General features: G+C 57.6%; 26 protein-coding genes and 2 pseudogenes. 11 read left to right on the top strand and 17 right to left on the bottom strand.

Going from position 1 to position 21,625, the window contains the following annotated elements:
• Positions 1–126 precede the first annotated feature (126 nt).
• Positions 127–666, bottom strand: a pseudogene (locus CAI21_RS25850) (DUF1349 domain-containing protein); the annotation flags it as partial.
• A 493-nt stretch (positions 667–1,159) separates the two neighbouring features.
• Between CAI21_RS25850 and CAI21_RS07380 the strand changes: the two are divergent.
• The 3 genes from CAI21_RS07380 to CAI21_RS07370 are packed head-to-tail and all read left to right on the top strand — an operon-like array spanning position 1,160 to position 4,401.
• Complete coding sequence (locus tag CAI21_RS07380; RefSeq protein ID WP_116301705.1) at positions 1,160–1,780, top strand: hypothetical protein; 621 nt, start codon at positions 1,160–1,162, stop codon at positions 1,778–1,780.
• Between the two features lie 5 nt (positions 1,781–1,785).
• Complete coding sequence (locus tag CAI21_RS07375; RefSeq protein WP_181919305.1) at positions 1,786–3,375, top strand: sensor histidine kinase; 1,590 nt, start codon at positions 1,786–1,788, stop codon at positions 3,373–3,375.
• 42 nt (positions 3,376–3,417) lie between these two features.
• The gene (locus CAI21_RS07370; RefSeq protein ID WP_116301703.1) at positions 3,418–4,401 is read left to right on the top strand and encodes a hypothetical protein; all 984 of its coding nucleotides are present in this window, start codon (positions 3,418–3,420) and stop codon (positions 4,399–4,401) included.
• A 130-nt stretch (positions 4,402–4,531) separates the two neighbouring features.
• Here the strand turns inward: CAI21_RS07370 and CAI21_RS07365 are convergent, their stop codons facing one another.
• From CAI21_RS07365 to CAI21_RS07315, 11 genes and pseudogenes are all read right to left on the bottom strand, one after another.
• Positions 4,532–4,783: a hypothetical protein gene (locus CAI21_RS07365; protein WP_147305054.1), complete on the bottom strand. Its 252-nt coding sequence runs from the start codon at positions 4,781–4,783 to the stop codon at positions 4,532–4,534.
• On the bottom strand, positions 4,780–5,112 hold the full coding sequence (locus CAI21_RS07360) for a hypothetical protein (protein WP_116301701.1): 333 nt from the start codon (positions 5,110–5,112) through the stop codon (positions 4,780–4,782). The genes CAI21_RS07365 and CAI21_RS07360 overlap by 4 nt, the downstream gene beginning before the upstream one ends.
• 133 nt (positions 5,113–5,245) lie before the next feature.
• Positions 5,246–5,605, bottom strand: coding sequence for a hypothetical protein (locus tag CAI21_RS07355; protein ID WP_116301700.1), 360 nt, complete (start codon positions 5,603–5,605; stop codon positions 5,246–5,248).
• Complete coding sequence (locus tag CAI21_RS22865) at positions 5,602–6,078, bottom strand: hypothetical protein (protein ID WP_147305053.1); 477 nt, start codon at positions 6,076–6,078, stop codon at positions 5,602–5,604. The genes CAI21_RS07355 and CAI21_RS22865 overlap by 4 nt, the downstream gene beginning before the upstream one ends.
• Before the next feature lie 127 nt (positions 6,079–6,205).
• Positions 6,206–7,063, bottom strand: a complete 858-nt coding sequence (locus tag CAI21_RS07345; protein WP_116301698.1) for an alpha/beta fold hydrolase — start codon at positions 7,061–7,063, stop codon at positions 6,206–6,208.
• A 69-nt stretch (positions 7,064–7,132) separates the two neighbouring features.
• Positions 7,133–7,255, bottom strand: a pseudogene (locus tag CAI21_RS24675) (DNA-3-methyladenine glycosylase I); the annotation flags it as partial.
• A gap of 203 nt (positions 7,256–7,458) precedes the next feature.
• On the bottom strand, positions 7,459–7,671 hold the full coding sequence (locus CAI21_RS07335) for a hypothetical protein (RefSeq protein WP_116301697.1): 213 nt from the start codon (positions 7,669–7,671) through the stop codon (positions 7,459–7,461).
• A gap of 25 nt (positions 7,672–7,696) precedes the next feature.
• A complete protein-coding gene (locus tag CAI21_RS07330; RefSeq protein WP_116301696.1) occupies positions 7,697–8,101 on the bottom strand; it encodes a GFA family protein in 405 nt (134 codons plus the stop codon).
• A gap of 130 nt (positions 8,102–8,231) precedes the next feature.
• A complete protein-coding gene (locus tag CAI21_RS07325; RefSeq protein WP_116301695.1) occupies positions 8,232–8,864 on the bottom strand; it encodes a glutathione S-transferase family protein in 633 nt (210 codons plus the stop codon).
• A gap of 62 nt (positions 8,865–8,926) precedes the next feature.
• Positions 8,927–9,478, bottom strand: coding sequence for a putative glycolipid-binding domain-containing protein (locus tag CAI21_RS07320; protein WP_220347786.1), 552 nt, complete (start codon positions 9,476–9,478; stop codon positions 8,927–8,929).
• A 150-nt stretch (positions 9,479–9,628) separates the two neighbouring features.
• Positions 9,629–9,976, bottom strand: a complete 348-nt coding sequence (locus CAI21_RS07315; RefSeq protein WP_116301694.1) for a winged helix-turn-helix transcriptional regulator — start codon at positions 9,974–9,976, stop codon at positions 9,629–9,631.
• Positions 9,977–10,091: 115 nt separating this feature from the next.
• On the opposite strand from CAI21_RS07315, the gene CAI21_RS23685 reads away from it, so the two are divergent.
• From CAI21_RS23685 to CAI21_RS07305, 3 genes are read left to right on the top strand one after another with little or no spacing between them, the layout of a single operon-like run.
• Entirely contained in the window at positions 10,092–10,538 is a 447-nt protein-coding gene (locus tag CAI21_RS23685) for an NAD(P)-binding domain-containing protein (protein ID WP_220347785.1), read from the top strand.
• On the top strand, positions 10,454–10,954 hold the full coding sequence (locus tag CAI21_RS23680; RefSeq protein ID WP_220347784.1) for an imine reductase family protein: 501 nt from the start codon (positions 10,454–10,456) through the stop codon (positions 10,952–10,954). The genes CAI21_RS23685 and CAI21_RS23680 overlap by 85 nt, the downstream gene beginning before the upstream one ends.
• A gap of 11 nt (positions 10,955–10,965) precedes the next feature.
• Positions 10,966–11,973, top strand: coding sequence for an alcohol dehydrogenase catalytic domain-containing protein (locus tag CAI21_RS07305; RefSeq protein ID WP_220347783.1), 1,008 nt, complete (start codon positions 10,966–10,968; stop codon positions 11,971–11,973).
• Positions 11,974–12,119: 146 nt separating this feature from the next.
• Here the strand turns inward: CAI21_RS07305 and CAI21_RS07300 are convergent, their stop codons facing one another.
• Positions 12,120–13,010 carry an alpha/beta hydrolase gene (locus CAI21_RS07300; RefSeq protein ID WP_116301693.1) on the bottom strand — a complete coding sequence of 297 codons (891 nt, stop codon included), beginning with the start codon at positions 13,008–13,010 and terminating at the stop codon, positions 12,120–12,122.
• A 106-nt stretch (positions 13,011–13,116) separates the two neighbouring features.
• On the opposite strand from CAI21_RS07300, the gene CAI21_RS07295 reads away from it, so the two are divergent.
• Both CAI21_RS07295 and CAI21_RS22860 read left to right on the top strand, forming a co-directional pair.
• Positions 13,117–14,133, top strand: coding sequence for a GlxA family transcriptional regulator (locus CAI21_RS07295; RefSeq protein WP_116301692.1), 1,017 nt, complete (start codon positions 13,117–13,119; stop codon positions 14,131–14,133).
• Positions 14,134–14,178: 45 nt separating this feature from the next.
• Complete coding sequence (locus CAI21_RS22860) at positions 14,179–14,466, top strand: hypothetical protein (protein ID WP_147305052.1); 288 nt, start codon at positions 14,179–14,181, stop codon at positions 14,464–14,466.
• Between the two features lie 734 nt (positions 14,467–15,200).
• On the opposite strand, the gene CAI21_RS07290 is transcribed toward CAI21_RS22860, so the two are convergent.
• The 3 genes from CAI21_RS07290 to CAI21_RS07275 all read right to left on the bottom strand — a co-directional run bounded on the left by CAI21_RS07290 (position 15,201) and on the right by CAI21_RS07275 (position 17,757).
• Positions 15,201–15,599, bottom strand: a complete 399-nt coding sequence (locus CAI21_RS07290; protein WP_147305051.1) for a hypothetical protein — start codon at positions 15,597–15,599, stop codon at positions 15,201–15,203.
• 548 nt (positions 15,600–16,147) lie between these two features.
• On the bottom strand, positions 16,148–16,402 hold the full coding sequence (locus CAI21_RS07280) for a hypothetical protein (protein ID WP_147305050.1): 255 nt from the start codon (positions 16,400–16,402) through the stop codon (positions 16,148–16,150).
• Between the two features lie 467 nt (positions 16,403–16,869).
• A complete protein-coding gene (locus tag CAI21_RS07275) occupies positions 16,870–17,757 on the bottom strand; it encodes a hypothetical protein (RefSeq protein WP_116301688.1) in 888 nt (295 codons plus the stop codon).
• A 353-nt stretch (positions 17,758–18,110) separates the two neighbouring features.
• Between CAI21_RS07275 and CAI21_RS07270 the strand changes: the two genes are divergently transcribed.
• From CAI21_RS07270 to CAI21_RS07260, 3 genes are all read left to right on the top strand, one after another.
• The gene (locus tag CAI21_RS07270; protein ID WP_116301687.1) at positions 18,111–18,662 is read left to right on the top strand and encodes a histidine phosphatase family protein; all 552 of its coding nucleotides are present in this window, start codon (positions 18,111–18,113) and stop codon (positions 18,660–18,662) included.
• 303 nt (positions 18,663–18,965) lie between these two features.
• Positions 18,966–19,880, top strand: a complete 915-nt coding sequence (locus tag CAI21_RS07265) for a HEPN domain-containing protein (protein WP_116301686.1) — start codon at positions 18,966–18,968, stop codon at positions 19,878–19,880.
• A gap of 97 nt (positions 19,881–19,977) precedes the next feature.
• Positions 19,978–20,610, top strand: a complete 633-nt coding sequence (locus CAI21_RS07260) for an ankyrin repeat domain-containing protein (protein ID WP_181919304.1) — start codon at positions 19,978–19,980, stop codon at positions 20,608–20,610.
• A 402-nt stretch (positions 20,611–21,012) separates the two neighbouring features.
• Here CAI21_RS07260 and CAI21_RS07255 read toward each other — a convergent pair whose 3' ends face one another.
• Entirely contained in the window at positions 21,013–21,405 is a 393-nt protein-coding gene (locus tag CAI21_RS07255; RefSeq protein WP_116301684.1) for a hypothetical protein, read from the bottom strand.
• Between the last annotated feature and the right edge of the window lie 220 nt (positions 21,406–21,625).

Here is a 21,625-nt window from a genome sequence, read left to right as displayed (position 1 = left end):
GCTAGGGGGAGCCGGGCCCCCTGGCATTTTCTCCACCCGCAAATGACCTTGCGCGGGTTGTATCGCTCCGGTGACACAGCCATGCCCCGGCGCTGGTGCGACCAAACCCGTTGTTAGAACAGTGCGTTATTTCCAATTAGAATTTGCAATGGAAAGCTGGCTAAATTCGGCAGAAAAACTGCTATCCATTGGGCTGCAAGCGTAAATGCCAATATCGACAAATGATTTGGCTTCCAGTAAATGTGTTATACGAAGCTGCTTCCAATTGTCCCCATCTTCCGAGAATTCGATTATGTAATCGCTCAGATCGTTTTTCGATTGAATCCTGTACCACATTTCATTGACTGGTTCGTTAATGTCAATCGTGGCCCAGTCCGAGTATCCACTGTTTGTTACCACTGACCCTAGGCGCGAATGGTTGCCGCTTTCGAATTCGGTAGATGTTTTTATCCAGTTGTCATGATCTAAGCGCACGATTAGCCCGCACTGATCATACTGTTTTTTCGGAGAAAAAGTGGTTTTCACGCTAATGGAGAAGTCAGACTCTTTCCTTGTGAGTAAGCAATGGCCATTGTCCCTTCGGAAGCCATAATGTGTGCGCTGCCAGAAGTCGGTGTCGGGGCTTGTTCGAATGGTTAAGCGGTCGCTCGATGCCTTATGCTCAGGCTCGTTGAACCACCAAAATCATTTTTAATATCTTTGTCATCAAACGAAATCATACCTGTTTCTCTTTTGACAATAATGATTGCTAAGTGTTGGTTGGTGTGCTTGATTTCTACGTTGTCGAGTAAAATTGCAATGTTATATTAAGTGAAAAATAAAGCAAACTGCGCGCGCTAATCATCCGGGTCCGGTTTACGAACCTGAATGTGGAGTAGTCGTCCGCGACCCACTGCTATATGGATTCTTTTGGTCCGATCTAGTCCGTGCCGTTGCGTGAATCTCAAAAGAGGTGCTGGTGAGGAAGAGTTTAGAAGACCGGGCGGTCCGCTTGATGCAGGATGCTAGAAAAGCTAGGTTTCTAGCCCATGACTTTACTTTTTCGCTTCTATCGAGCAATTTTTTGTTGCGTGTCCTTCAGTTACGGCGCGTTTAGTTTCCGTCCGGTCGGCGAGGACACCAGCAGGCGCGCCGATGTGGCGTCGCCGGAGTCGGTGCCATGAGCCCGATGCAGAACCGCCCGGGTCTTCTGGCGCCGCGCACGCAACTGCTATTGCTGTGCATGTTCGCCTTGCTGGCGACGCTGCTGAGTACGCTGTGGGTGGCCACCACCCCCTACCTTGGCCTGGAATTGAGCAAGACCGAGGACGCCCCCGGCGTACGGGTCGAGAGCGTACGTGCCAATAGCCCCAACTTATCGAAGATAAACGCCGATACCGTACTCGTGGCCGTGTGGCAGGGTGGCGAACGCATCCCGTTGCACAACGACACCTTGATCGAAGACCCGGACCTCCTCGATTACGACCGTTATAACCGCTTTCTGCACGAGCAAAGCCAGCTCTGGCAGGCTCTAGCCTCTCCTCCGGTGGTCGTGGAAACGGATGACGGCAGCCGTATTGCGTTGGCGGTGGGGCAGCCCTGGTGGTCGCCGGCGATGACCTACGCGTTGTTGCATGGGCTCTATGGTTGGGTTGCCTTGCTGGTGGCGCTGGGGCTGTGGGTATACAACCCGCGGCGCACGGAGACGCGTCTGTTCGCCGCTTCCGGGGTGGCGCTGTTTGCCACCACCTTGACGCTGGCCTCCTACGGCGGCCGCGAATTGGCCTTGCCGGGGAGGTGATTGCCGTGTTGATGTCGGTCAATCACCTTGCGGTACTGATGGTGTGCGCTACCTTGGCCACCTTATTCTGGGTTTACCCGATCCGTCTGGGTCGGGCACCGGTGCCAATGATAGGTATATTGCTAGCGCTGCTCGTCTGGGTGGCCGATCAGTTGCAGCTGACGAGCAGCCCGCAGTACACCATCTACAGTAGCATTCTGGGCGGCTTTGTTTGCGGAATTATTATTATGAGCCTGCAATGGCGAGCGACCCGCGGCCATCCGCTGGAGCGTGCGGCCCTTAAGTGGTGTTTCCTCTCTATCTTTATCGGCTCGTTGTTACTAATAGCGCTGATCATGCTGCCCGCCGCGCTGGGCGGTACCCGTGCGGTGCCGCTAGTGATCAGCCTAGCATCCGTGTTGGTACTTTATCTGGGGCTGGCGGCCGGCCTGCACCGCTATCGGTTGTTCCACGTCGAGCGTTGGTGGTTCCGTACCTGGCATTGGTTTTTCGGCGGCGCGCTGGTGCTGGTGCTGGACGCGCTGCTGGTGTTCGTCATCGGGCTGGCGGGTGGTATGGCTTTGCTGTTGTCGCTGGCCATTGCCGGTTGGGTATATTTTCCGTTGCGCCAATGGTTGATGGGTTTGCTCGGGCGGTCCGATCAACGTTTGCTGGACAGCACCTTGCGCCAGCTGGTGAACAACCTGTTTGCCGCCGACAGCGAAGCCGGCATTCGTAATGCTTGGCCCGGACTGCTACAGCGTATGTTCAATCCGCTACAGTGCCGTGCCGCCGAGATACCGGTGGTGAGCGACGTGCAGGTATCCGCCGACGGCGCGCGCTTGTATCTGCGCGCCCTGACCGCAGCGGACCCTGACCTGATGCTGGAGCATCCCGATCAGGGCGGTCGGCTGTTCACGCCGGAGGATTTGCGCGTGGCGACCCTGCTGCGCGACCTGACGGACAAGGCGGTGGCAGCCGTGCGTGCCCGAGAACTGGGAGCGGACGTGGAGCGGCAGCGTATCTCCCGCGACCTGCACGACGACGTGGGCGGGCGCATTCTGAGCCTGTTACGCAACGCGCCGGATGAACAACAGGAAAAACTGGCCCGCAATGCCCTGCAATCCCTGCGCGAAGCGCTACAGGCACTGGATCAGAGCGCCAGCTGTCGGCTCGCTGACAGCCTGGAAGATTGGCAGAAGGAGTGCAGAGAGCGCTGCGAGGAGATGCAGGTGCCGCTGCTATGGCGGCAATCGGTGGACGCCGGCGGCGCCAAGTTGAGTGTGCGCTACGACATCAATGTGCGGCGTATCCTCTCCGAGGCGTTGACCAACGCGTTCCGTCATGCCACGCCGGGGCAGGTCGAAGTGGCTGTGCGTGGCGACGAGTGTCGCCTGGATATTCACGTTATCAACGACGGAGTTAGTGCCGGCCGTGCCGAAACTGACGTGCTCGCCGGGCGTGGGCTCAATCACATGCGCACTCGCGCGGAAGAACTCGGCGGTACGTTCAGCTTCCGACTGGAAGCCGATCAGGCCCGGCTACATGCCAGCGTTCCGCTAGATCCCCCATATGGGGTAGCCTGTTGCAGCGATACCGCCACTACCCTTCGGTAGCTACGATCAGGGTGGCAATCAACCCCTGTCCGGAGACTACGGATGATCTATAACGCGACTGCGCGAAAAGCGTGGTTAACGCTGCCGGCAGCTCTGCTGGTGGCCTGTGGCGGCGATGGAAGTAACGGTAGCGGCGATAATGGCGGCACGCCGACCACCTCGGTGATTGCCGAAGCGGAAGCCTTGCTGAGCACCTATGATACCCACTACAGCGGCGCGACCGACTGGGCGACAATCCAGGCCGGCGATGACAGCATGGCGGCGCTGGCGGATGCCGCATATGTGGCCGAGGTGTTGCGCGTACTGGTGGAAGAGCTTGGCCGTTACGGCGGCCTGTCCTTGCTTGAAGGCAGCCCGGCAGACCCTGAGGAGGCTTTCGGTCAGAGCAAACCATGCGCCGGGACGGCGGCGGACGAGCCGCCTCCGGGCTCGGTCGCCCTGGCCTCGGGTGCCGCTGCCGGTAGCGGCACCCTGATCTTTAACGATTACTGCCGTAAGGACATCTCGCTAGGGCATCCCGGGCCTTATGTGATCACCGGGGAAGTGTCGTGGAAGGAGCGCGACGGTTTCGTCGCCTGGGATACGACTTTCGACGATCTGGAAGTGACGATCGCGTACGGCGAAGAATTGAGTCTCCAAATCGCGCCGTTGTCGGGGACTCGCCGCGCTACCGACAGCATGATTCTGCAGGCGCTGGATGCCAGCGTGGCGGTGTCGTCCGCGCCGCCTGTGGCCCTGCGTTTGCTGTATGCGGACTCCGCCACCCATGCGGATTGGGATTATCAGGTCTACCGGGATAGCCATGGTCGCATCCGCAGCAATCCGCGACAGTTGCTGATCGACCCCTGCACCACCAGCAGCACCTACAATGCCGGCTTTCAGCTCCTTGAGCCGATAGGTAACGCGGAATTTGCCGCGGAAAGCATCGAGCCGGGCCATTGTGAGTACTATCTGCTTGATGGCCAGGATAGCAGCGGCGCGATAGTCGCCGGTAAGCAGGCGACCTGGCTGGAGACGCTGGACTGACGCTATCGCCAGGCCCGGCTTGGTCAGTTGGCCCCGCGGGCGTGCACCCGCGGGGCAGCGCGCGCCGAAACACGTCCAGGATGGGCTTTTTCGGCACCCTGTTAGGGCTCGATGGTATTTAAGATACTCATTACGTGCTGCGCTTTTTTGTTCGCAGTTGCTTCCAGTCTTTCGTATCTTTGAGGTCGGCTTTGTCCGATAAAAAAGCCCACTCGGGGTTCGGTCGCGTGTGAGCTTCCTTCGCTCTTAACCAGGCCGCCGCGTATTCGCGATAAGTAGGCGCCACGCCGTTGCTCCAGAATTCATTTAACAAGATTCGCGCAATAGCGCCATCTTTGAATGCCCCGCTGGTCAACTGCTTTAACAAGGCGATCATGGTCACATTGCCCTTGCCGTACTGCCCGTAAAAATTCGATCCGATTCTTTAGGGTTTTTCGCGAACTCATCTAAGCAGACAATGCCGGCGGGAAAGCAGGTTGGCTCCATGATGCTGCCGGTTCCTAAATAATGCCGAATCCGATTTAGGATCACACCTTTTCGATCGCTCTCCGTCGTTTTTCGACGGCCGCCGTCTCCCGTTTCTATCCATATCGCATAGGGAATCGAGTGCTTCTTGCAGAAAGCCTTTATCTCGCCCATGTTCAGGTAGTTAAGGTCGTTGAGCAGGCCTTCTTGATCGTCTTTTCCGAGGTGCGAGATAAGTGATGGCATAAAACGCTATCGATTCATGTGATAATCGGCCGCTAGGTGCTTAGCGGGGCGCTCGCTTGACGGGCTTGGGCGTACTCGGTCGGGTAGGTGTCTCCTTATTAGCTATTTTCGCAAGAGGCCTCGCCGCGGCTGCTTACACGAATAACTTCCCGACTATCGTGACGGTTCCGCCGGCCAGCAACAGCCACAATGGGATGTACCAGTAGGCGGACGGCCGTAGCGACGAAAGGACGAAGGCTAACGGTGCCAGCATAGCCGCGATGCCAAACTGCAGCATGGTCACACCATGCCATACTGCGGAGACTCCGTAGTAGTCGGTGCAGTATACGCGGCTGCTGTATCGGCCGGAGGTACAGAATGTGGCAGCTTGTTCGGTAACGGCCTCCCACCCGTGCATGAACAGGTAAAAGCCAACGTATAGAAAGAACATATTAGTGGCCGCAATTGTTAGCGCGAACAGCGGCAGAAATAACTTTCCTTGGGGTGACTTCACTGTTTATCTTCCAGTGTAGGGGTATCTCGGTTAAAGAGCATCCAATAGGTGGCCCACATTGCAGCTCCCGAGTACAGCAGAAGGATATAGACTACTTCACGGTTTTCATATAGAAAGTATGCTGCCAAGTTGTACGCAATGGCGTGCACAATCGTAACCCCTAGAAATGCAGCCAATACGGTCGTTGGGTTGCAGCGCCGAAAGCATGCGAGCGTCAAGCGCAAGCAAACGGCGCTGAATAAACCAACCATTGCAAAGCCTTGCGCCATATAAACAATATAGCCAACACTGAGCATTGAGTACGAATCAAAAAGCCAAGGAATGAGAAGCCTTTGGTGTAGGGGGGAGTACAGCTCGATCAGCGGAATTCCAAATAGAAAGAATACCAAATAGGCTGTCGCGGCGACGATAGAGGCACCGACTGTATGTGGTATTGTGATCTTTTCGTTCGGGTGTTTTTCTTTTTCTGTCACAGTGTCCACGTGGAACGCGCAGCCTCCGCTTAGGTAAAACCCGTACCTTAACGCTACGGCTGTCCCAGTCAACCACGGCTGTCCCAGTCAACCGGCGAGAGCGCCGCTCCGTTAGGCGTCGTGGCGGTTACCTTTGGCTCCGCAACCAACTCAGTAAAAGATTATCGAACGCTTCCGCTTGCTCAAGTTGCGGTGTATGCCCGCTGTCTTCGAGTAGGTGAAAGGTAGTATTTCGAAGTTTCGGCAGGACGCTTTCCCAAAGGGTAGGAGGGACAGCGAAGTCGTTCCGGCCTGCGATAATCAGAACCGGCGCCTTAAGCGACTGGCTATCCCAATGGAGTTCGTATGACTTATAAAGGTCGCGAAAAGCATGGATCGCCTCCATGCGGAACTGCATGCCCTCCCATACCCAAGCCGCATCGTAAGTCGGATCGTTCCAATACAGAGGGGCATCGGTAACGTATTGGGCGATATAGGCCTCAGAGGGCGATAGGCGTGCGAGACGGTCTTTATCGACGGCCTGCCGTCGATCTTTAAGAATCGCCTTGCGCTCCTCCGAGGCGGAGGAAGCCCAATACTGTTCAGCGCCGGCGATAGTTCGCGAGACATCCACCGGGGGCGAGCCAATCATTACCACATGCGAAACCTGGGTAGGATTTCGCCGCGCGTATTCCAACGCTACATTCCCGTGATGCGAATGCCCGACGATAACTACCTTGCCAAGGCCGGCATCGACGCGAACGGCTTCGATACACCTCGAATAGAACTCAAAGTTTATCGCTTGCAGCGAGAACTCGGGGCTTAGGTTCACGAAATGCGGCAGGTCGGCACAAACAAGCGTGCACGATTGTCGGAGGTTTGCCGAGAAGGTTCGAGGATAGTAAACCGAGGAGCCAACCACGAGTAGCGGGATGCCGGAGCCGTCGATACTATACTCCAGCGCGACATCATCGATATGAACCAGGCCTTTACGACTACGTGTCATGCGATCCGCTCCGTAGGGTTAGGTGTTAATTTTGTCCGGCGGAGCGGGTAGGCCACGAAACGCCGGCAGTTACGCTGCGGTGGGCCGTTTGAAGTTCAAACGGGCACGTTCGACCTCATCGCGGACCACACAGCCCACAGCGTGGTCGTTTATCAGCCCCATCGCCTGCATGAATGCATAAACGGTCGTAGGGCCTACAAATTTTCAGCCTTGCCTCTTTAACGCCTTTGACAAGGCTTCCGACTCAACCGACGTTGAGGCGGTTTGCGGCTCGATGGCCCGGTCCGGAGCTGGCTCATAGGAGGGGGCCGACCCGATGGCTGTCCTCGTCGTAATTTGAGGCCTCCTGATGGGGCATTTGACGCATGGGCGCGGTAAATGACGCAGGCCGATGTTCACCACTGGTTGCGGAACTGCTCGATATCCAGGATCGGCGAGGCGAGGGCGGCCACGTAGTGCTCCAGATCGCCACGAAGTTCATCCAACGTTTCGCCCTGCGGAGCGACGGGGTCTGCCGTGCACGTCTCCGGTTTCCCATCCTCGTCGTAATAAACCTCAAAGACAGCGAGAACGCCTTGCTTTCGAACGATGCGATAATTCCATCTCATACTTGATTATCCGTTAACCTATTAGTCATAGGTGCCGTGTCTCAGCGGGCTCCGTCCACCAACAATCGTCGCGACCATTGGCATATGTAATCGGTGCCCGCACCAGTTCAACCGGGTCAACGTCATCCAATGTGCACAGCTGGATAGAGACGTAATCCCCTCCGATCTGTTCGACATGCCCCCGACCAAAGGGGCGGACTCCGCAATGCTTGCAGAATAGGTGGTGCCCGCTCAGCGTACCGAACTGGTAGTCGCTGAGATCAGCCTCTCCGGACAGCAAGCGGAAATCTCCCGGCTTAATGAGCGCATTCCAGTTACGTGTTTTGGTGCAGATCGAGCAATTGCATTTGCCCGTACCCGCGTTCAGATCGATATCGGCCTCGTAACGCACAGCACCGCAATGGCAGCTACCGGTGTAAGTTTTTTTCACGACGATGCTCCTCCTGGACCGATATAGATGCTCAACGCCCGACATGAGCGGCGGGGAATAGCGCCAGTTTTTGCGCACCCTTCCGGGAGATGCTCTAGTGGCCGAGCACCCCCGGATGAGCGTAGCGGGGTTACTCCTGCGTCGCGGTCTGTTGAGCAGCCGCCTGCTCGGAGAGCTCCGCTACCCGTTTATGCGCAGGGCGATCTTTCAGCCCCGCCCAATAGGCTTCGAACTCTGGTCGCTTCTCCAGACTATCGAACTGCATCCCCCAGCCAATGTGCGAGCCGAGGTAGACATCGGCGGCGGTAAACTTGTCGCCCGCGATATAGCGGCGTCCCTTAACAGCCTGCGCAAGGGTGTTCACCACTGCCTCGTAAGAGCCGTAACCGAGCTGCATCTGTTGTTCGGGCGTCGGCGTGAAGCCGCAAGGCTTCAGGGAAAGTGCAGCCTCCAGCGGCCCGGCACCGAAGAATAACCACCGGTAGTACTCGCCGCGGGCTTGCAGCTCCGGCGCCAGCCCGGCTGCGGGGAAAGCATCGGCCAGGTAGGCGCAAATGGCGGCCGCTTCGGTGACTACCACGTCGCCATGGCGGATAGCCGGAACCTTGCCCATCGGATTGATCGCCAGGTACTCCGGCGCCTTCATGGTGGTGCCGTACTCAAGAGTTTCCATTCGGTACGGCACGCCGAGCTCTTCCAGCATCCAGTGAACAATGGCACCGCGTGACCAGGGGTTGGTGTAAAAGACGAGTTCCCGCTCCATCTGTGTCTCCTTGCCGTTGAGTGATAAGCGGCGAGTATAGTTCGGGCTCCTGTCAGGTTCTGTCAGTAGGTTTTCCCGTTCCCGTTATGCTCTGATCCGTCGCCGAAGCGTTGGGTGCCGGTCGACTCCGCTTCCCACAGCCCCGGATACTTCACGACAAAGCCCGCCGGACTGACTCGAAGATGAGCGGCGTATTCGAACTGTGGCGCCTGGTAGTCGTATTCTTCGGCACTGCGTCGCTCGTAGCGTTGACGGAGCACTTCGAGGCCCCCATCCGGCACATCGAGCCAAGCAACAGAAATTTCTGCGGCCTGTCCGACTTGTAGTGCCATCCGTCTTAGCTGGAATAGGTTTGTCGCTGGCGTGAAACCCAGATCCAAATCAACGCACCCATCCAACCCGTCTACTACTTGGTCATTAAGTATCCACGGTCCGTTGGAAACTCGGCAGAGATGTAAATTCAGGCCATAGGCGCCGACCCAGCCCCTAACCTCGCCAATGCGGGTGCGCCACTCCTCGTCGCATTCGACGGCATAGGAGACACATGCCGCCGTGCCGTCCTCATGGCGGAATGCGGCCGTGCCTTCCAAGCGCCAGCCGGGCGCCTGTCGCACCAGACGACAGCGTCGTGGCCAGGAGCATCGAGACGGCGCCAGAGAATCCTTTCCGTTTCCATCGACACCCTCCATGTGTGTGCCAAATGCCTAAGTTAACCCGACACGCAACGACGGCTGCCTATCGGCGCCGGTGCCTATACGTATGGCCTACCCGGCCGCATCGCTTGTCTGCGCAATCTTTGCCGAGTGCCGCTTACCCCATTCGGCCAGCGTGTGCACGGCCTCGTTCAGCGCACTGCCATCTGGGGTCAGCGAGTACTCGACTCTGGCCGGGAGCTCGTCGAACACTTCTCGGTGGACAACGCCATCGTCTTCCAGCTGGCGGAGCTGCTCGAACAGAATCTTTTCGCTGATCCCGTGAATGCGGCGCTTCAGCTCGCCAAAGCGCGCCGGCCGATAGTGGAGCTCCCAGATAATTGTAGGCTTCCACTTGCCGCTGATTACCTGTAGCGCCGCACCCAGACCGCACTCGGACGCTGGCTGTTTAGTGCTCATCTCTTTCCTCGTGTAGGCCCGAAATTCTACTTACATTTTTGTAAGTAATTGAAAACGAATAAATTTAAGTTGACTATCGCGGAGTATTGTTCGCCATCTAAGGGTACTGAGGAATATGAGCGAAGTCACCGTTATCGGTTTGGGCGAAATGGGCTCGGCATTAGCCGGTGCATTAGTTCGCAGTGGGCTGCGCGTTACGGTTTGGAACCGCACTCCGGACAAAGCGGCCGCACTGGTTCAGAACGGAGCGGAGCAAGCGGTAACGGCCGCGGCAGCCATCGCCGCCAGCCCCCTGACGATTGTCTGCGTATCGCACTACGCAGCGACGCGCGAGATTCTAAGTAGCGACGCCGTCCGGCGTGCGCTCGATGGCCGAACGCTGGTCCAGCTGAGCACCGGGACACCCAAAGAGGCACGCGATCTCAGCGCCTGGGTCCGGCAACAGGGCGCAGCTTATTTGGATGGCGCTATCCTAGCGTGGCCCAGCCAGATCGGGGGGCCGAAACGGCAATTCTGTATTCGGGGGAGGAGGCGAGCTTTCGCGAACAGGCTTCGCAACTGACGACCCTAGCGGGCAAATCGACGTATCTGGGTGACGAAGTTGGTTTATCGGCGGCCCTGTTCGGGGCAGTGTTGTCATACCTTGCCGGTCGCTGGATCGGGCTGTGCCACGGAGCGTTGATTTGCGAAGCCGAAGGGTTGGACGTGGCCTCGTTCGGTGAGTTACTCGCCAGCTTGGCCCCGGTGCTGGGGGACGATGCCAGGCATATGGGGCACGTTATCGCGACCGATAGCTACTCCACCCCCGAAAGCACACTGAAGACGGCCGGCGAAGACATTGAGCGGCTTGTCCAGCACGGCGACGAGGCGGGCATCAGCACCGAGCTGCCCCGTTTCGCTGCCGCCTTGTTTCGCCGCGCGATCGACGCCGGATACGGAGCTGAGGAGCATGCCGCCGTGATCAAGGTACTGCGCTAACGAGTTTCCCGATGTCGTTTGCATTTAGTGGTGCGGTCAGCCTGCGAGGTCCAGCTATGAAAGCCGTTATCGCCTCTTCTGGAGAACAAGCGTGGCAGTTGCAAGACGTGCCCGTGCCCGAACCCGCTGAGAATCAAGTGCTGATTCGCGTGCACGCGAGCGGTGTCTGCTACAACGACCTGCACCAAAGTCGCGGCACGCCGGGGCACGAGCCGGCGGGGGAGATCGTAGCGGTTGGCCCAGGCGTGCGCAGCCGCTGTGTCGGCGACCGGGTGGGAGTGCTGTTGTGGCAATCGGCCTGCGGGCGTTGTGAGTGGTGTCAGCGCGACAAGCCTTTGTTCTGCAGCCATATCGTTGGTACCAGCATGCATCTGCCGGGGAGCCACGCCGAATACATGCTCGCATACGCCGATGCGACGGTGCTGCTCCCCGAGGGGCTCACGTATGAGCAGGCAGCACCGCTATTCTGTGCCGGCTACACAGCCTACGCGGGCCTGCGCGCGGCCGACCCTCGGCCGGGCGAGACCGTCGCGGTTGTCGGTATCGGTGGGCTTGGGCATTTGGCCGTGCAGTATGCTAAGGCGAGCGGCTTTCGAACCATCGCAGTAACGCAATCCACAGACAAAGAAACGCCGATCAGCGACCTGGGTGCCGACGAGATTGTGCGTGACGGAAGAGCACTCGCCGCCGTCGGCGGCGCCGACGTGGTGCTCGGCACGAGCCGCTCGATGAGCGCGCAAAGCGACGCCATGCAAGGGCTTCGCCCGGAGGGACGGATGGTGATCATGGGGTTGGGTTCGGCCCCGCTCGAGGTTTCTGCCGGTCAGTTGATCATGAAGCGTGCACGTATCGTCGGCAGCCAGCACAACGGCCGCGAGTATCTCTACCAAGTGCTGGACTTCGCGGCGCGCGGTAAGGTGACGGCGGTTACCGAATCCTACGATTTGGCTGAGGCCGCCGCGGTGCGCGAGAGGCTTTTGGAGGGGGCCGTTCGTTTTCGAGCCGTGCTGGTGATGTGACTGGATCTATTTCGGTACTCTTGAGTTCTCCGGCCCAGCCGCTGCTGCGTTGTCTGAGTGCCGTCGATATGGCTTGCTCGGCTGCCCCCGGACGCCGAGGATGTGGGGCGGGCCGCCACCGCCCGCCTCACACCCGTGGCTATTCGTTAGCGGCCGGCCCCGGCGAAGCGCGGCGGCACCGCCCCCGCGCCCGTCGCGCGCGTGTGGTAGGCCAGAAAGTCCACCGCTTCCCCGATGACTGCCGAGTCCGCCAGAATCCGAGTATGACCCAGCCCGGTGGTCCAATGGGTGCGGGCTTCAGGCCAGATCGCCGCCAAGCGCCGGCTCTCGTCGATGGAGACCCGCGAGTCCGCTGTGTCGTGGATGAGCAGCGCCGGCGTCTCCAGACGCTGCGCGTAGCCGACGGGGTCCACGCGCTCCATGGGCACGCCGGCAATGGCCTCCGTTCGTGCCTTTATGCGCTGGATCATTTCCAGGGGCAGATCGAGCAGACTACCGAAGAGCCTGGTCAGTTGCTGCGGCACCGTGGCGGTGCCGATGAACACCGCGGAAGGCACCGACAGGCCAAGACTCATCGCGTATAGCGTGGCGAGCCCGCCGAACGAATGCGCTACCACGCCCGCCAGCGGAGCCTCGGAAGCGGCCACGGCGCTGATGGCGGAGGCCGCCGCCGCGACGTTGGTCCGCTTGCCGGGAGCGCCTCCGTGGGCCGGCAGCTCCAGCAGCAGAGCACCCAGGCCGATCTCGTTCAGGTGGGCCGGCCAGTCCTCGAACTGCCCCGCATGGCCTCCCCAGCCGTGTACCAGTAGCACCGGCGGCCCGTCGCCGATGCGCCGTACCACCGCCGTTCCTCTATCCGTTGCCACCGTCTTGGTGTCCGGCACGGGTGGCCGCTGCGGGCGCCTGCGCGGAGTGAGCATGAGCGCTGTCGCCACGCGTGCCGCCTGCTCCGGCGCCACACGGTGCATAGTCCGCAGCCCGAGACCGACAAGCCGCAGGGCCAGCGGTCGGGTTGGATGGCGTTGGTTCTCGTTCATGGCGGTCGTTCTCCTGTGGGAAGCCGGTGTCGTATCTGTGAACGTACCGGCAGACCGGGTGACGCAGGAGAGGCGAAACTGACATCTTTATGGTTAAAATTGCCATATGACCACATTCGCCTTGCTGGGATACGCCAACTGCCAGATTACCGGGCTCAGTGCCTCGGCCGACTTCCTGCACCTGTTGAACACGCTTTCGCAGCGGGAGGGGGATGAGAGGCTTTTCCAGTGGAAAATCCTGTCGCCGGACGGGCGCGACCTGGCCACCCCGGCCGGCCTGCGGCTGGCTGTAGACGGCGACTGGAGCCTGGCCCAGGATGCGGACGTGATCGTGGTCTCGGCCATGGATTACGGGCGCATGGGCCCCTTCATCGCCGCCGTCGAGGCACTGCGCGCCGAGCTTGCCCGGTTGCCGGAGTACTGGGCCGGCGGCGCGCGCATTGCGGCGGCCTGCACGGGGACGTTTCTGCTTGCCGAATGCGGCCTGCTGAACCGGCGCCGCGCCACCACCACCTGGTGGCTCCGGGCCCAGTTCCGCGAGCGCTACCCGAAAGTCCGGCTGCAAGCGGATGCACTGGTGACCCAGGACGCCAACATCTACTGCGCCGGCCCATACAGCGCCCGGGACAACCTGATGCTACAACTGGTGGAGCCCGAGATCGGGCGCGAGCGCACCACGTTGGCAGCAAAACTCATGCTGCTGGACCTAAACCGCGCCTCACAGGCGCCCTATGCCATGCTCCAGCAGTACCACGGCCACGGGGACCCGCTGGTATCCCGGGCACAGCAATGGATGCAGGCCAGGCTCGGCGAGCCCCAGACCCTGGACGCCCTAGCGGCCACCCTGGGCAGCAGCGTGCGGACCCTGATTCGCCGCTTCACAGCAGCCTGTGGGCAAACGCCGGGCGGCTATTTACAGCGGCTGCGTGTCGACGCCGCCAAGCGGCTGCTGGAGACCACCAGCCGCTCCGTGGAGCAGATTGCGCCCATGGTGGGCTACCAGGATGTCAGCGCCTTCCGGAAACTGTTTCGGCGCGTTACCGGCCTGACCCCGCGGGAATACCGACGCGCTTCGGCGCCGGAGCGGCGGACTGACTCGCTCCCGGGGCCCAACGGGAGTTGACGGTTTTGCTATGATCTTGCCTTTTGTATCAAACGGTTAGAAGTCATGCGGCAACAAGTAAATTTTGAAATTCCAAAGCATTTGCCGTTTCTGGAAGCGGTATGCTGGGATTTGGATGATGTGCATGATCTTACTCCAGACGAAATGCTCAACAGATACGAAAGAAGCTGGGAGTATCGCGGCATACTGGCCGATGTTGAGGGGAAAGAGAAAACGTTTGTCTGGAAACTAGCTGTCGCAAAAGGTTCTTGGCTGCAGTTAGATGTTGGACCACGAACATCATCAAAGAATCCTGCACGTTCTAGTCTGTCTAGACCCAGAGATATTTTATGAAGTAGGTGCCTTCTTCGGTGGAGGCACCCTTATCACTCCCCTCTATGAAGAGTATCGTTGGAGCAAAGACGTAGATTTCATCTGTCCGATTAGTCCAGGATACAAGCGCCTGAGCAAAAGGTATCTGAAAGCGGCTTAATGCCAATAAAGTTTCCACTTGTTGCCGAAGCAAGGATCAAGCTTAAGCCGCAGAAACAAAAGACTGGCTCAATGTTCCGTGTTTAAGTAGCGTTGATAGGTATGCAGAGAAGTTATTGGCCAATTACGCCTACACGGTGAACAGTCTCAGCAAGCCACCGATAAGGCTGAAGAAGCTTATCCCGTACTAGCACCTCTCAAAAGGTCACTAGAAAAATTTCAAGGATCAAAAGAGTACAGGAGAAAGTGTTTTTCCGCGCTGAAGGTCATGAATCGCTGTCTAATACTAGATGGAATTGATTTGCTAGCTAGTGATTTCGGCCTCGAAAAGACTGACCGAGCTTATGATGAACTGGGCGAAGCTTAAACAGCTAATCCATCGCGTTCAGCTAGATGCCGCCCCGCACACCAGCCGGACACTATCGCCGCAGGTTTGGTCAGCGCGGTCTATCAGGGGCGGTTCCGAGTTGTTCAATACTACCGCCGGGCGCTTACTTTACTAGGAGGGCGAGTGTGCAGGGTGTTAACAGTTCAGTGCTGACGGAACCGCGCCCGCTCCGACGGGAGGGCGCGGTTCCATAACGGTCTCGGTCGGCCTAGTCTTCCCGCGAAAACTGGTTGACGATGACATAGCCTGAACTAACGAGGCCATAAGCGAGCCTGTCTTCAGTGCCTAGGTGATCGAGCAGCATCGCGTGGCCTTCATAACTGCCGGCGGCATGCGCGCAGCCTGTCGCAGTCATAGCCATACGGTAGATATTCTTTTCGGCATCGGGGATGTCTATTTCGCCGGAATATTGGCAGCCGTCTGTGGAGTCGCCGAAAAAGCTGCCATCTGAATCGATGGTAATACTCGATGCATATTCACCTTCACTCATGAACCACACGCCGGAAATCTTCTCTAGAGAAGCGGAGCGGTTAAACTGATCGTCAAATGCTAAATCTATTGTCGTGCCGTTTTCAGTCTCCCCACGGAGCCACTCTTGTTCGCGCACCGTACCCGATATAGGGTAGTCCCCTGCTGGGACTCATTGATTACATAGGAATCGATAGTTCCAGACCAGCTATTACCGTCAGCGTGTATTTCGCCAATCAGTATGATGTTGCTTTGCTCGCTGACTAGGTAAATCCTGTTGTCATAAAGGGCGCCTTGGAGGTCGAAAGTTACTCCTTCCTGGGTCCCTGTTCCCTGCCAAATACCGCTAAGGTCGGCATCGGGCGTGTTTCCCCCGCTACTGCCGCTGCCGTTGCAAGCCGAGAGTCCAAGCAGGATAGGGAGTAGGAGCGAAAATCTTTTCTTCATGAGTTTTCCTTCTTGTTTGTTGTCTTTCCTAATGGGAAAAGCAGTATAGCAGATGGTAATGTTATAACGTTGAGTTCGATTTGATTGGAGGCGAAAGCTTGGGATAGTTGGCTTAACATGCGTCGGCTGGGGAATGTGAATCGGGTGCTATGGAGGCTCAAGGGAGAGGAGCTTTTGGCCCGGCCGGCATCTATGGCCGGTGCCTGTCAACATAGTTCACGCCTGAGTTAATAGAGCTGTTTAAAAGCCAGTGGTCTTTGGGAGATTAAAGTTGCGGATGTCGCCCGAAAAGCGGTTGTGGCAGTGCTCGGTGTTGTACCAGTGCGCGAAAGCCTGCACGCGCTTCCGAGCCGCCGTCATGTTTTCAAAACCTGCGACCGGATATCCGGGGCGGCACTTGACGGTGCGAAACAACGCCTCGTTCGTCTCCCAATGTCCGGAAACTAACTGTCGCAAAAGGTTCTTGGCTGCAGCTGGATGTTTGATTAGGCCCATAGGAGGGTCAGCCAACCTAATGGCTGCCCCAAATGCTCGTTATAGCAAACCGTTAAGCGCAAGCTCCTTCTCAACCTCAACGGCGCGCGATCGGCTGCGAATCGCGAGGGAGTATTTTCGGATCTGGTTTGAAGGAGCGACGGAATTCTATAGTCACTATGAGTTCGCGTTTAACAAAGGTGATGGTTCGCCGAGCTAAGCAAAGCGACGGCCACCATTCTCATTCCGCCTCTACTTTCTTAACGAGACTGGGTGGGCGACAGGCGAGCCCCGCAGCCAGCGGCGAACAGACTTTCCGAACTACCTGCAAGGGCGCGCTAGCGTCTTTCGTCGGCAACGATAGCAAGTTTCTACACGACGATGGCTTCGCGCTCATAGGTTGGACCGATTTCAGCGTCAACAACTATGACGCACCGGAAGTACTACCCCCCGGTTTGAATCGTTATCCCCGGACGCTCTGCCACCTGTCAAACCCGAACAGAGATTCCCGTCGGTACCGCCACTGCAAGGCTGGGCATGCGCAGCGCCTGGACAGCTTTCTCGGCGCTGGCCAGTTGCTTGTCGATATTATCGTACTGCTTGTCGGCCTCTGGGTCCTTGCCACGTGAGCCGGCCTTCACTAGATCCACCAACTCCTTCAACTCCTGAAGCGCCTTTGCAATTAGCTCGGCATCGGTACGTCGCTGAGCATCACCGCCATTGCTCATCGGAGGCGAGAACACTAGGTGGGCCTGACCGTCATCAGAGCCGCTGTTCGTGTCCGCCTTCTGTTCTTCCACCGCCCTAAGCTCGACCTGAAGGCTGGCAAGCTCGCTCTCGGCCTGAGCCACGAGCGCTTGTGCCGACTGATCTCCCTGCGATTCGGCATCCATCGTAGATTCCTCGCCGGTCGGGACAGCCTGCGTCATGAAGGGTCCGGTGCCCTCTTCACTATAAATGAAGCTGCCAGATACTCCCGCGTTGCTGGTGCCACTTTCCTTAAGCTCGGACGATGCGTTATTGAGGTCGCGAGCCAGCTGTTGGAGCTGTTTGAGCAGACCTTTGGGCGGCTTACCCCCGAACAGCATGATGAACTGCTTCAGAATGCGGATAGTTTCGCGAATCTCATCAATCCGCTGGCGGGCGCTGTCCTTGCGTGATTCGCTGAACATGTCTGCGAAGGCTTCAACAGCTTTGGCGCTGTTCCTAGCTTTTTCTAGTGCTTCACTAAGTGCTTGCTGTGCTTTGGCTTTCGCGTCGCTAGGTGGCGTGGTTGGTTGAGAAGCTCCAGCCGCCTTATCGGCGCCGACCGCACGATTCGCATTGTGGGTTAACGTCATCGACGGCGGATTTGGGAAGGACCGGTTGATTATCATGATTATCTCGTCTGCAAAGCCCGAAACGCCAGACACGCTTGCGCCACCAAGCCTAAAGCTGCTTAAAGAACTAAATCGGCTGTAGACACAAGAACTTGAACAACTTGTCGAAGGCCTAGTCGTTCATGTTTTGGGGCCAAAGGAGGGGCGGGCGGTAGTCAGACACCCAGTCGGTAGGTTTCCTTGGCGCTTCAGGGTCGGACTTGCGTCACCCTTGGATATCGCGCGGTTGACGAAGAACGAAGACGTTATAAACAATCTATCGCAGCATCTAGCTTAGAATTGTCGCTCGGGGTCGGCGCATTTTTCACTGCCACGTCGCGCCGCGTGGCCATTGCTCGAAGGGATAGGTTATGCCATTGATTCACTTGGTGCGGCATGGGCGCGCTGCGGCGGGCTGGGAGACTGACCCTGATCCTGGGCTGGACGCGTTGGGTAGCCAGCAGGCCGACGCACTGGTTAATCATTTCCAACCGCTGGGGCCGTTGCCGGTCATGGTCAGCCCTATGCGTCGCACACGTGAGACCGCCATGCCGCTGCTGATGCACTGGCGGCAGAAACCGATTGTAGAAGTGCGTGTTAGCGAAATTCCCTCGCCGACCACCGATCTGCGCGCCCGGGGGGAGTGGTTGCGTTCGGTGGCGAAGCAAGAGTACGCAGTGCTGGACTCTGAGTTACAGGCCTGGCGTCAGGGCGTGCTGGATGCCTTACTGGCCATTGAGCAGGACACCGTGGTGGTAACCCACTTTATCGCCATCAACGCCGCTGCCGGTGCAGCCTCCGGGGATGATCGCGTAGTGCACTTCCGGCCTAATCACACCTCAGTCACTGTGCTGCGGCACGATGGCGATGGCCGTCTTCAGCTCGTTAGCCTGGGTGCCGAGGCTGAGACCAAGGTGCTATAAGAAATTGCTGACGCGTTCACGCTATGCCACCGGTGCCGAGTGCTCAGCGTCGGTGCAACCGTCCATGGTGTTGGCGCTTCGGACGATGTGCTCGTTCAGGCAACGAGCGCCTTCCGGAAACTGTTTCGGCGCGTTATCGGCCTGACCTAGCGGGAATACCGATGCCGCTTCGGCGCCGTAGCGGCGGACTGACTTGCTCCCGTCAATCCACCGCGTTTAGCCCCATGCTGTGTCTCTCCCCTTGCCTATGGCACTATTACGACATGCTTCCCCCACACCACGAAAAAGGAAGAGGGCGAGGGTATGCCGCCGCTGGAGTACGACCGTTTGGAACATAAGCACATGCGCACGTCGCTGAGCCACTTGCCGGCCGATAAACAGCAGGAGCTGGAGAAAATCGCCAGCCTGATCGACGAGGCCGTGCAACCGGAGCTGGTGATTCTCTACGGGAGCTACGCCCGAGGGGATTACAAGGAAGAGAAAGACCTGGCGCGGCCCCGCTGGTCGGGGCACGCCTCGGATTACGATATTTTGGTCGTGATGCCGGATAGCACCACGGAATCGGACGGCGAGTTGGAGCAGCAGCTCTACGAGCTGTGCAATGCGCACAACTTCTCAGCTTCGGTGCGGCCGATTGTTCATCGCCTTAGCCACGTGAATCAAAGCTTAGAGGAAGGCCGGTATTTCTTTCTGGATATTAAGCGCGAAGGGCGCGTGCTGGTAGGCAGCAATTTCGTGAAGTTGGCGGAGCCGGAAGAGTTGCCCGCGCGCGATCGGCTGCGAATTGCGAGGGAGTATTTTCGGATCTGGTTTGAAGGGGCGACGGAATTCTATAGTCACTATGAGTTCGCGTTTAACAAAGGCGATGGTCGCCGAGCTGCCTTCAATCTCAATCAGGCCACCGAATCCGCCTATAAATGCATTATCCTCGTCCACACCCTGTACTGTCCGCACGAGCACTTGTTGCGCTATCTCGCTCTCGACGCGGCCGAGTACGGCCCGGTGTTTAAAGAGATCTTCCCGCACACAACGCAGCTAGAGCGGGATATGTTCAAGCTACTCGACAACGCTTACATCGCGGCCCGCTATCATCTCGACTTCAATGTCATTCAAGAAGACCTCGATTACTTAGCCCCCAAGGTGCAGCGGTTGCTGGACGTCACCAAGACGCTGTGCGAGCAGGAGCTGGCGCGCTTGCAGGAGGACGCTCAGGAGTAAGGGCGAGCGGTATGGCTTGATCGCCTGAGGTGTGAAAAGAACCGAGGCGGGGGACGGGAGTTGAATGGCTGTCCCTTGTTTCGATAATGGGGGCAGAATGAAATTTATAGGCTCTTACAAAAGAACTCTATTGCTTTTTTCACTACTGTTCGCTGCCACATCGCATGCAGCCACCCCAAACCCTTGCCATACGATGGCGCAAAGCGTGCCGGAGAACCGCGTTCTCCCGCTTTTGGAAACCTCTGATGGCTCCGATACGGTGTACGGGAAAAGCATCATCGCTTATGCCGCCATTATGGGTGAGCTGGATAAAGTCAAAGCATGGGTTTCCGAAGATAACTGGCGGGAACTAGAGCCGGATATCCTTATCGATGCAGCCGCTGCAGGGCAAACCGAAATCGTTAAGACCCTGTTAAACATGGGGGTCGACCCTGATTGGCGCGAGGAAGGTGGGCCCACAGCACTCATCGCGGTAGCAGGCTGCGAACGATTGGAAATGCTAACTCTGTTGCTCGATGCAGGTGCAGATCCAAACGCTCGAAATGCGGATGGCATCGATGCACTGATGGTAGGCATAGGGTTCGGCGACGTTGAGGTCGTTCGCACTTTACTCGATGCAGGCTTTGACTTAAGCCAATCTCGCTTGGCGAATGGATTAGGCCCTTTCGATCTGGTGCGCGGCGGTGAGAATAAGGAGATTTTGTCAGTGTTAGAGGACTACACAAACTAGATGCTAGATGGCTGATGAGATGGGCGCCTCCTCTTCATTGACTTTGGTTTCTACCCAAAAGTCTGGCGCATCGTGACGCCGTGTGAAGGGGAGGCGTCCATATATGTCCTCTTCGTACGCGCCTTCTTTATTAAGCTGTAACCTGCGTCCTTTCAGCGACATATACAGCGGGATCTGTGCCTGAACCGGGAAATACTATTCGCTGGGTATGCGACTTCTGGTTTTTGACGAGCTTCTCACCGCGATATATTTTTGCGAAAGCGAAGATCGACAGCAGCGCGTACAAACCTAGTATAGGGAGCGTAATGGCGGATGCCTGTAGTATTTGCTTAATTTCAAGACCTAGTGGAGCGCCAAAAAGAGCAGGGCTTATCGCACCAAAAGCTAGGACAAAATAAGTGGTTAGGTAGAACCCTTTTCTCCACCTGCGAGACCAAGAATTCTTGTATTTTTCGAAAAGGTAATTTTAAGATCGCCCGCCGTTTCCAGATGTTCAAGGTAACTTCTGGCCAATACAAAGTCTCTCAAACAGGAGGCAGGGTTTTCAAGAGTGAGAATATATTGCACCTCTATGGCTTTGATAGCCGTAGTGCCGGCAATGGCTTGGCAGCCTTTCTCAAGGGCATACGGATGCATCTGCCTTCCAGAGGCTAGATCATCAAGAAACTCCTTCGCAAACCTGTATTCCTCCCTAAGCCTAATCTTTTTGCCAGCTATTATCCCGTACAGTATGGGCCATAAACCGATAACGGCAACGGCCGCAAGAACGACTTTGATAATCAGTTCAATGTTCACTGCACCCTCTTTTATATAACAGTATTTAGGCCGCGTGCTCTATGATTTTACAGACGCGGCGCGCTTCATCACTCTCCACTACAGGACACCCATCCAACCTCTGACTGCCCGCCGCTTTCATTTAGCCGATACTTCTACTCGTTGACAAGTCCCGTCGCCGCGGTTATTCCTAGACTGGTTGTTTATCCAGTGGAGGATGCCGCCGTGACCCGACCGAGAC

Origin of the sequence: Alkalilimnicola ehrlichii, from assembly GCF_003399765.1 — a bacterium.
Lineage (GTDB): Bacteria > Pseudomonadota > Gammaproteobacteria > Nitrococcales > AK92 > AK92.
The sequence above is the reverse complement of the archived record's forward strand: the minus strand, read 5'-3'. Positions and strand labels throughout refer to the sequence as shown.

Coding starts and splice junctions, on each gene's coding strand:
- CAI21_RS07315 (WP_116301694.1), bottom strand. CDS start 9,976: ATGAGCACTAAACAGCCAGCGTCCGAGTGCGGTCTGGGTGCGGCGCTA.
- CAI21_RS07300 (WP_116301693.1), bottom strand. CDS start 13,010: ATGAACGAGAACCAACGCCATCCAACCCGACCGCTGGCCCTGCGGCTT.
- CAI21_RS07295 (WP_116301692.1), top strand. CDS start 13,117: ATGACCACATTCGCCTTGCTGGGATACGCCAACTGCCAGATTACCGGG.
- CAI21_RS07335 (WP_116301697.1), bottom strand. CDS start 7,671: ATGAGATGGAATTATCGCATCGTTCGAAAGCAAGGCGTTCTCGCTGTC.
- CAI21_RS07360 (WP_116301701.1), bottom strand. CDS start 5,112: ATGCCATCACTTATCTCGCACCTCGGAAAAGACGATCAAGAAGGCCTG.
- CAI21_RS07305 (WP_220347783.1), top strand. CDS start 10,966: ATGTCGTTTGCATTTAGTGGTGCGGTCAGCCTGCGAGGTCCAGCTATG.
- CAI21_RS23685 (WP_220347785.1), top strand. CDS start 10,092: ATGAGCGAAGTCACCGTTATCGGTTTGGGCGAAATGGGCTCGGCATTA.
- CAI21_RS07380 (WP_116301705.1), top strand. CDS start 1,160: ATGAGCCCGATGCAGAACCGCCCGGGTCTTCTGGCGCCGCGCACGCAA.
- CAI21_RS07280 (WP_147305050.1), bottom strand. CDS start 16,402: ATGGGCCTAATCAAACATCCAGCTGCAGCCAAGAACCTTTTGCGACAG.
- CAI21_RS07265 (WP_116301686.1), top strand. CDS start 18,966: ATGCCGCCGCTGGAGTACGACCGTTTGGAACATAAGCACATGCGCACG.
- CAI21_RS07275 (WP_116301688.1), bottom strand. CDS start 17,757: ATGATAATCAACCGGTCCTTCCCAAATCCGCCGTCGATGACGTTAACC.
- CAI21_RS07260 (WP_181919304.1), top strand. CDS start 19,978: ATGAAATTTATAGGCTCTTACAAAAGAACTCTATTGCTTTTTTCACTA.
- CAI21_RS22860 (WP_147305052.1), top strand. CDS start 14,179: ATGCGGCAACAAGTAAATTTTGAAATTCCAAAGCATTTGCCGTTTCTG.
- CAI21_RS07345 (WP_116301698.1), bottom strand. CDS start 7,063: ATGACACGTAGTCGTAAAGGCCTGGTTCATATCGATGATGTCGCGCTG.
- CAI21_RS07325 (WP_116301695.1), bottom strand. CDS start 8,864: ATGGAGCGGGAACTCGTCTTTTACACCAACCCCTGGTCACGCGGTGCC.
- CAI21_RS07270 (WP_116301687.1), top strand. CDS start 18,111: ATGCCATTGATTCACTTGGTGCGGCATGGGCGCGCTGCGGCGGGCTGG.
- CAI21_RS07370 (WP_116301703.1), top strand. CDS start 3,418: ATGATCTATAACGCGACTGCGCGAAAAGCGTGGTTAACGCTGCCGGCA.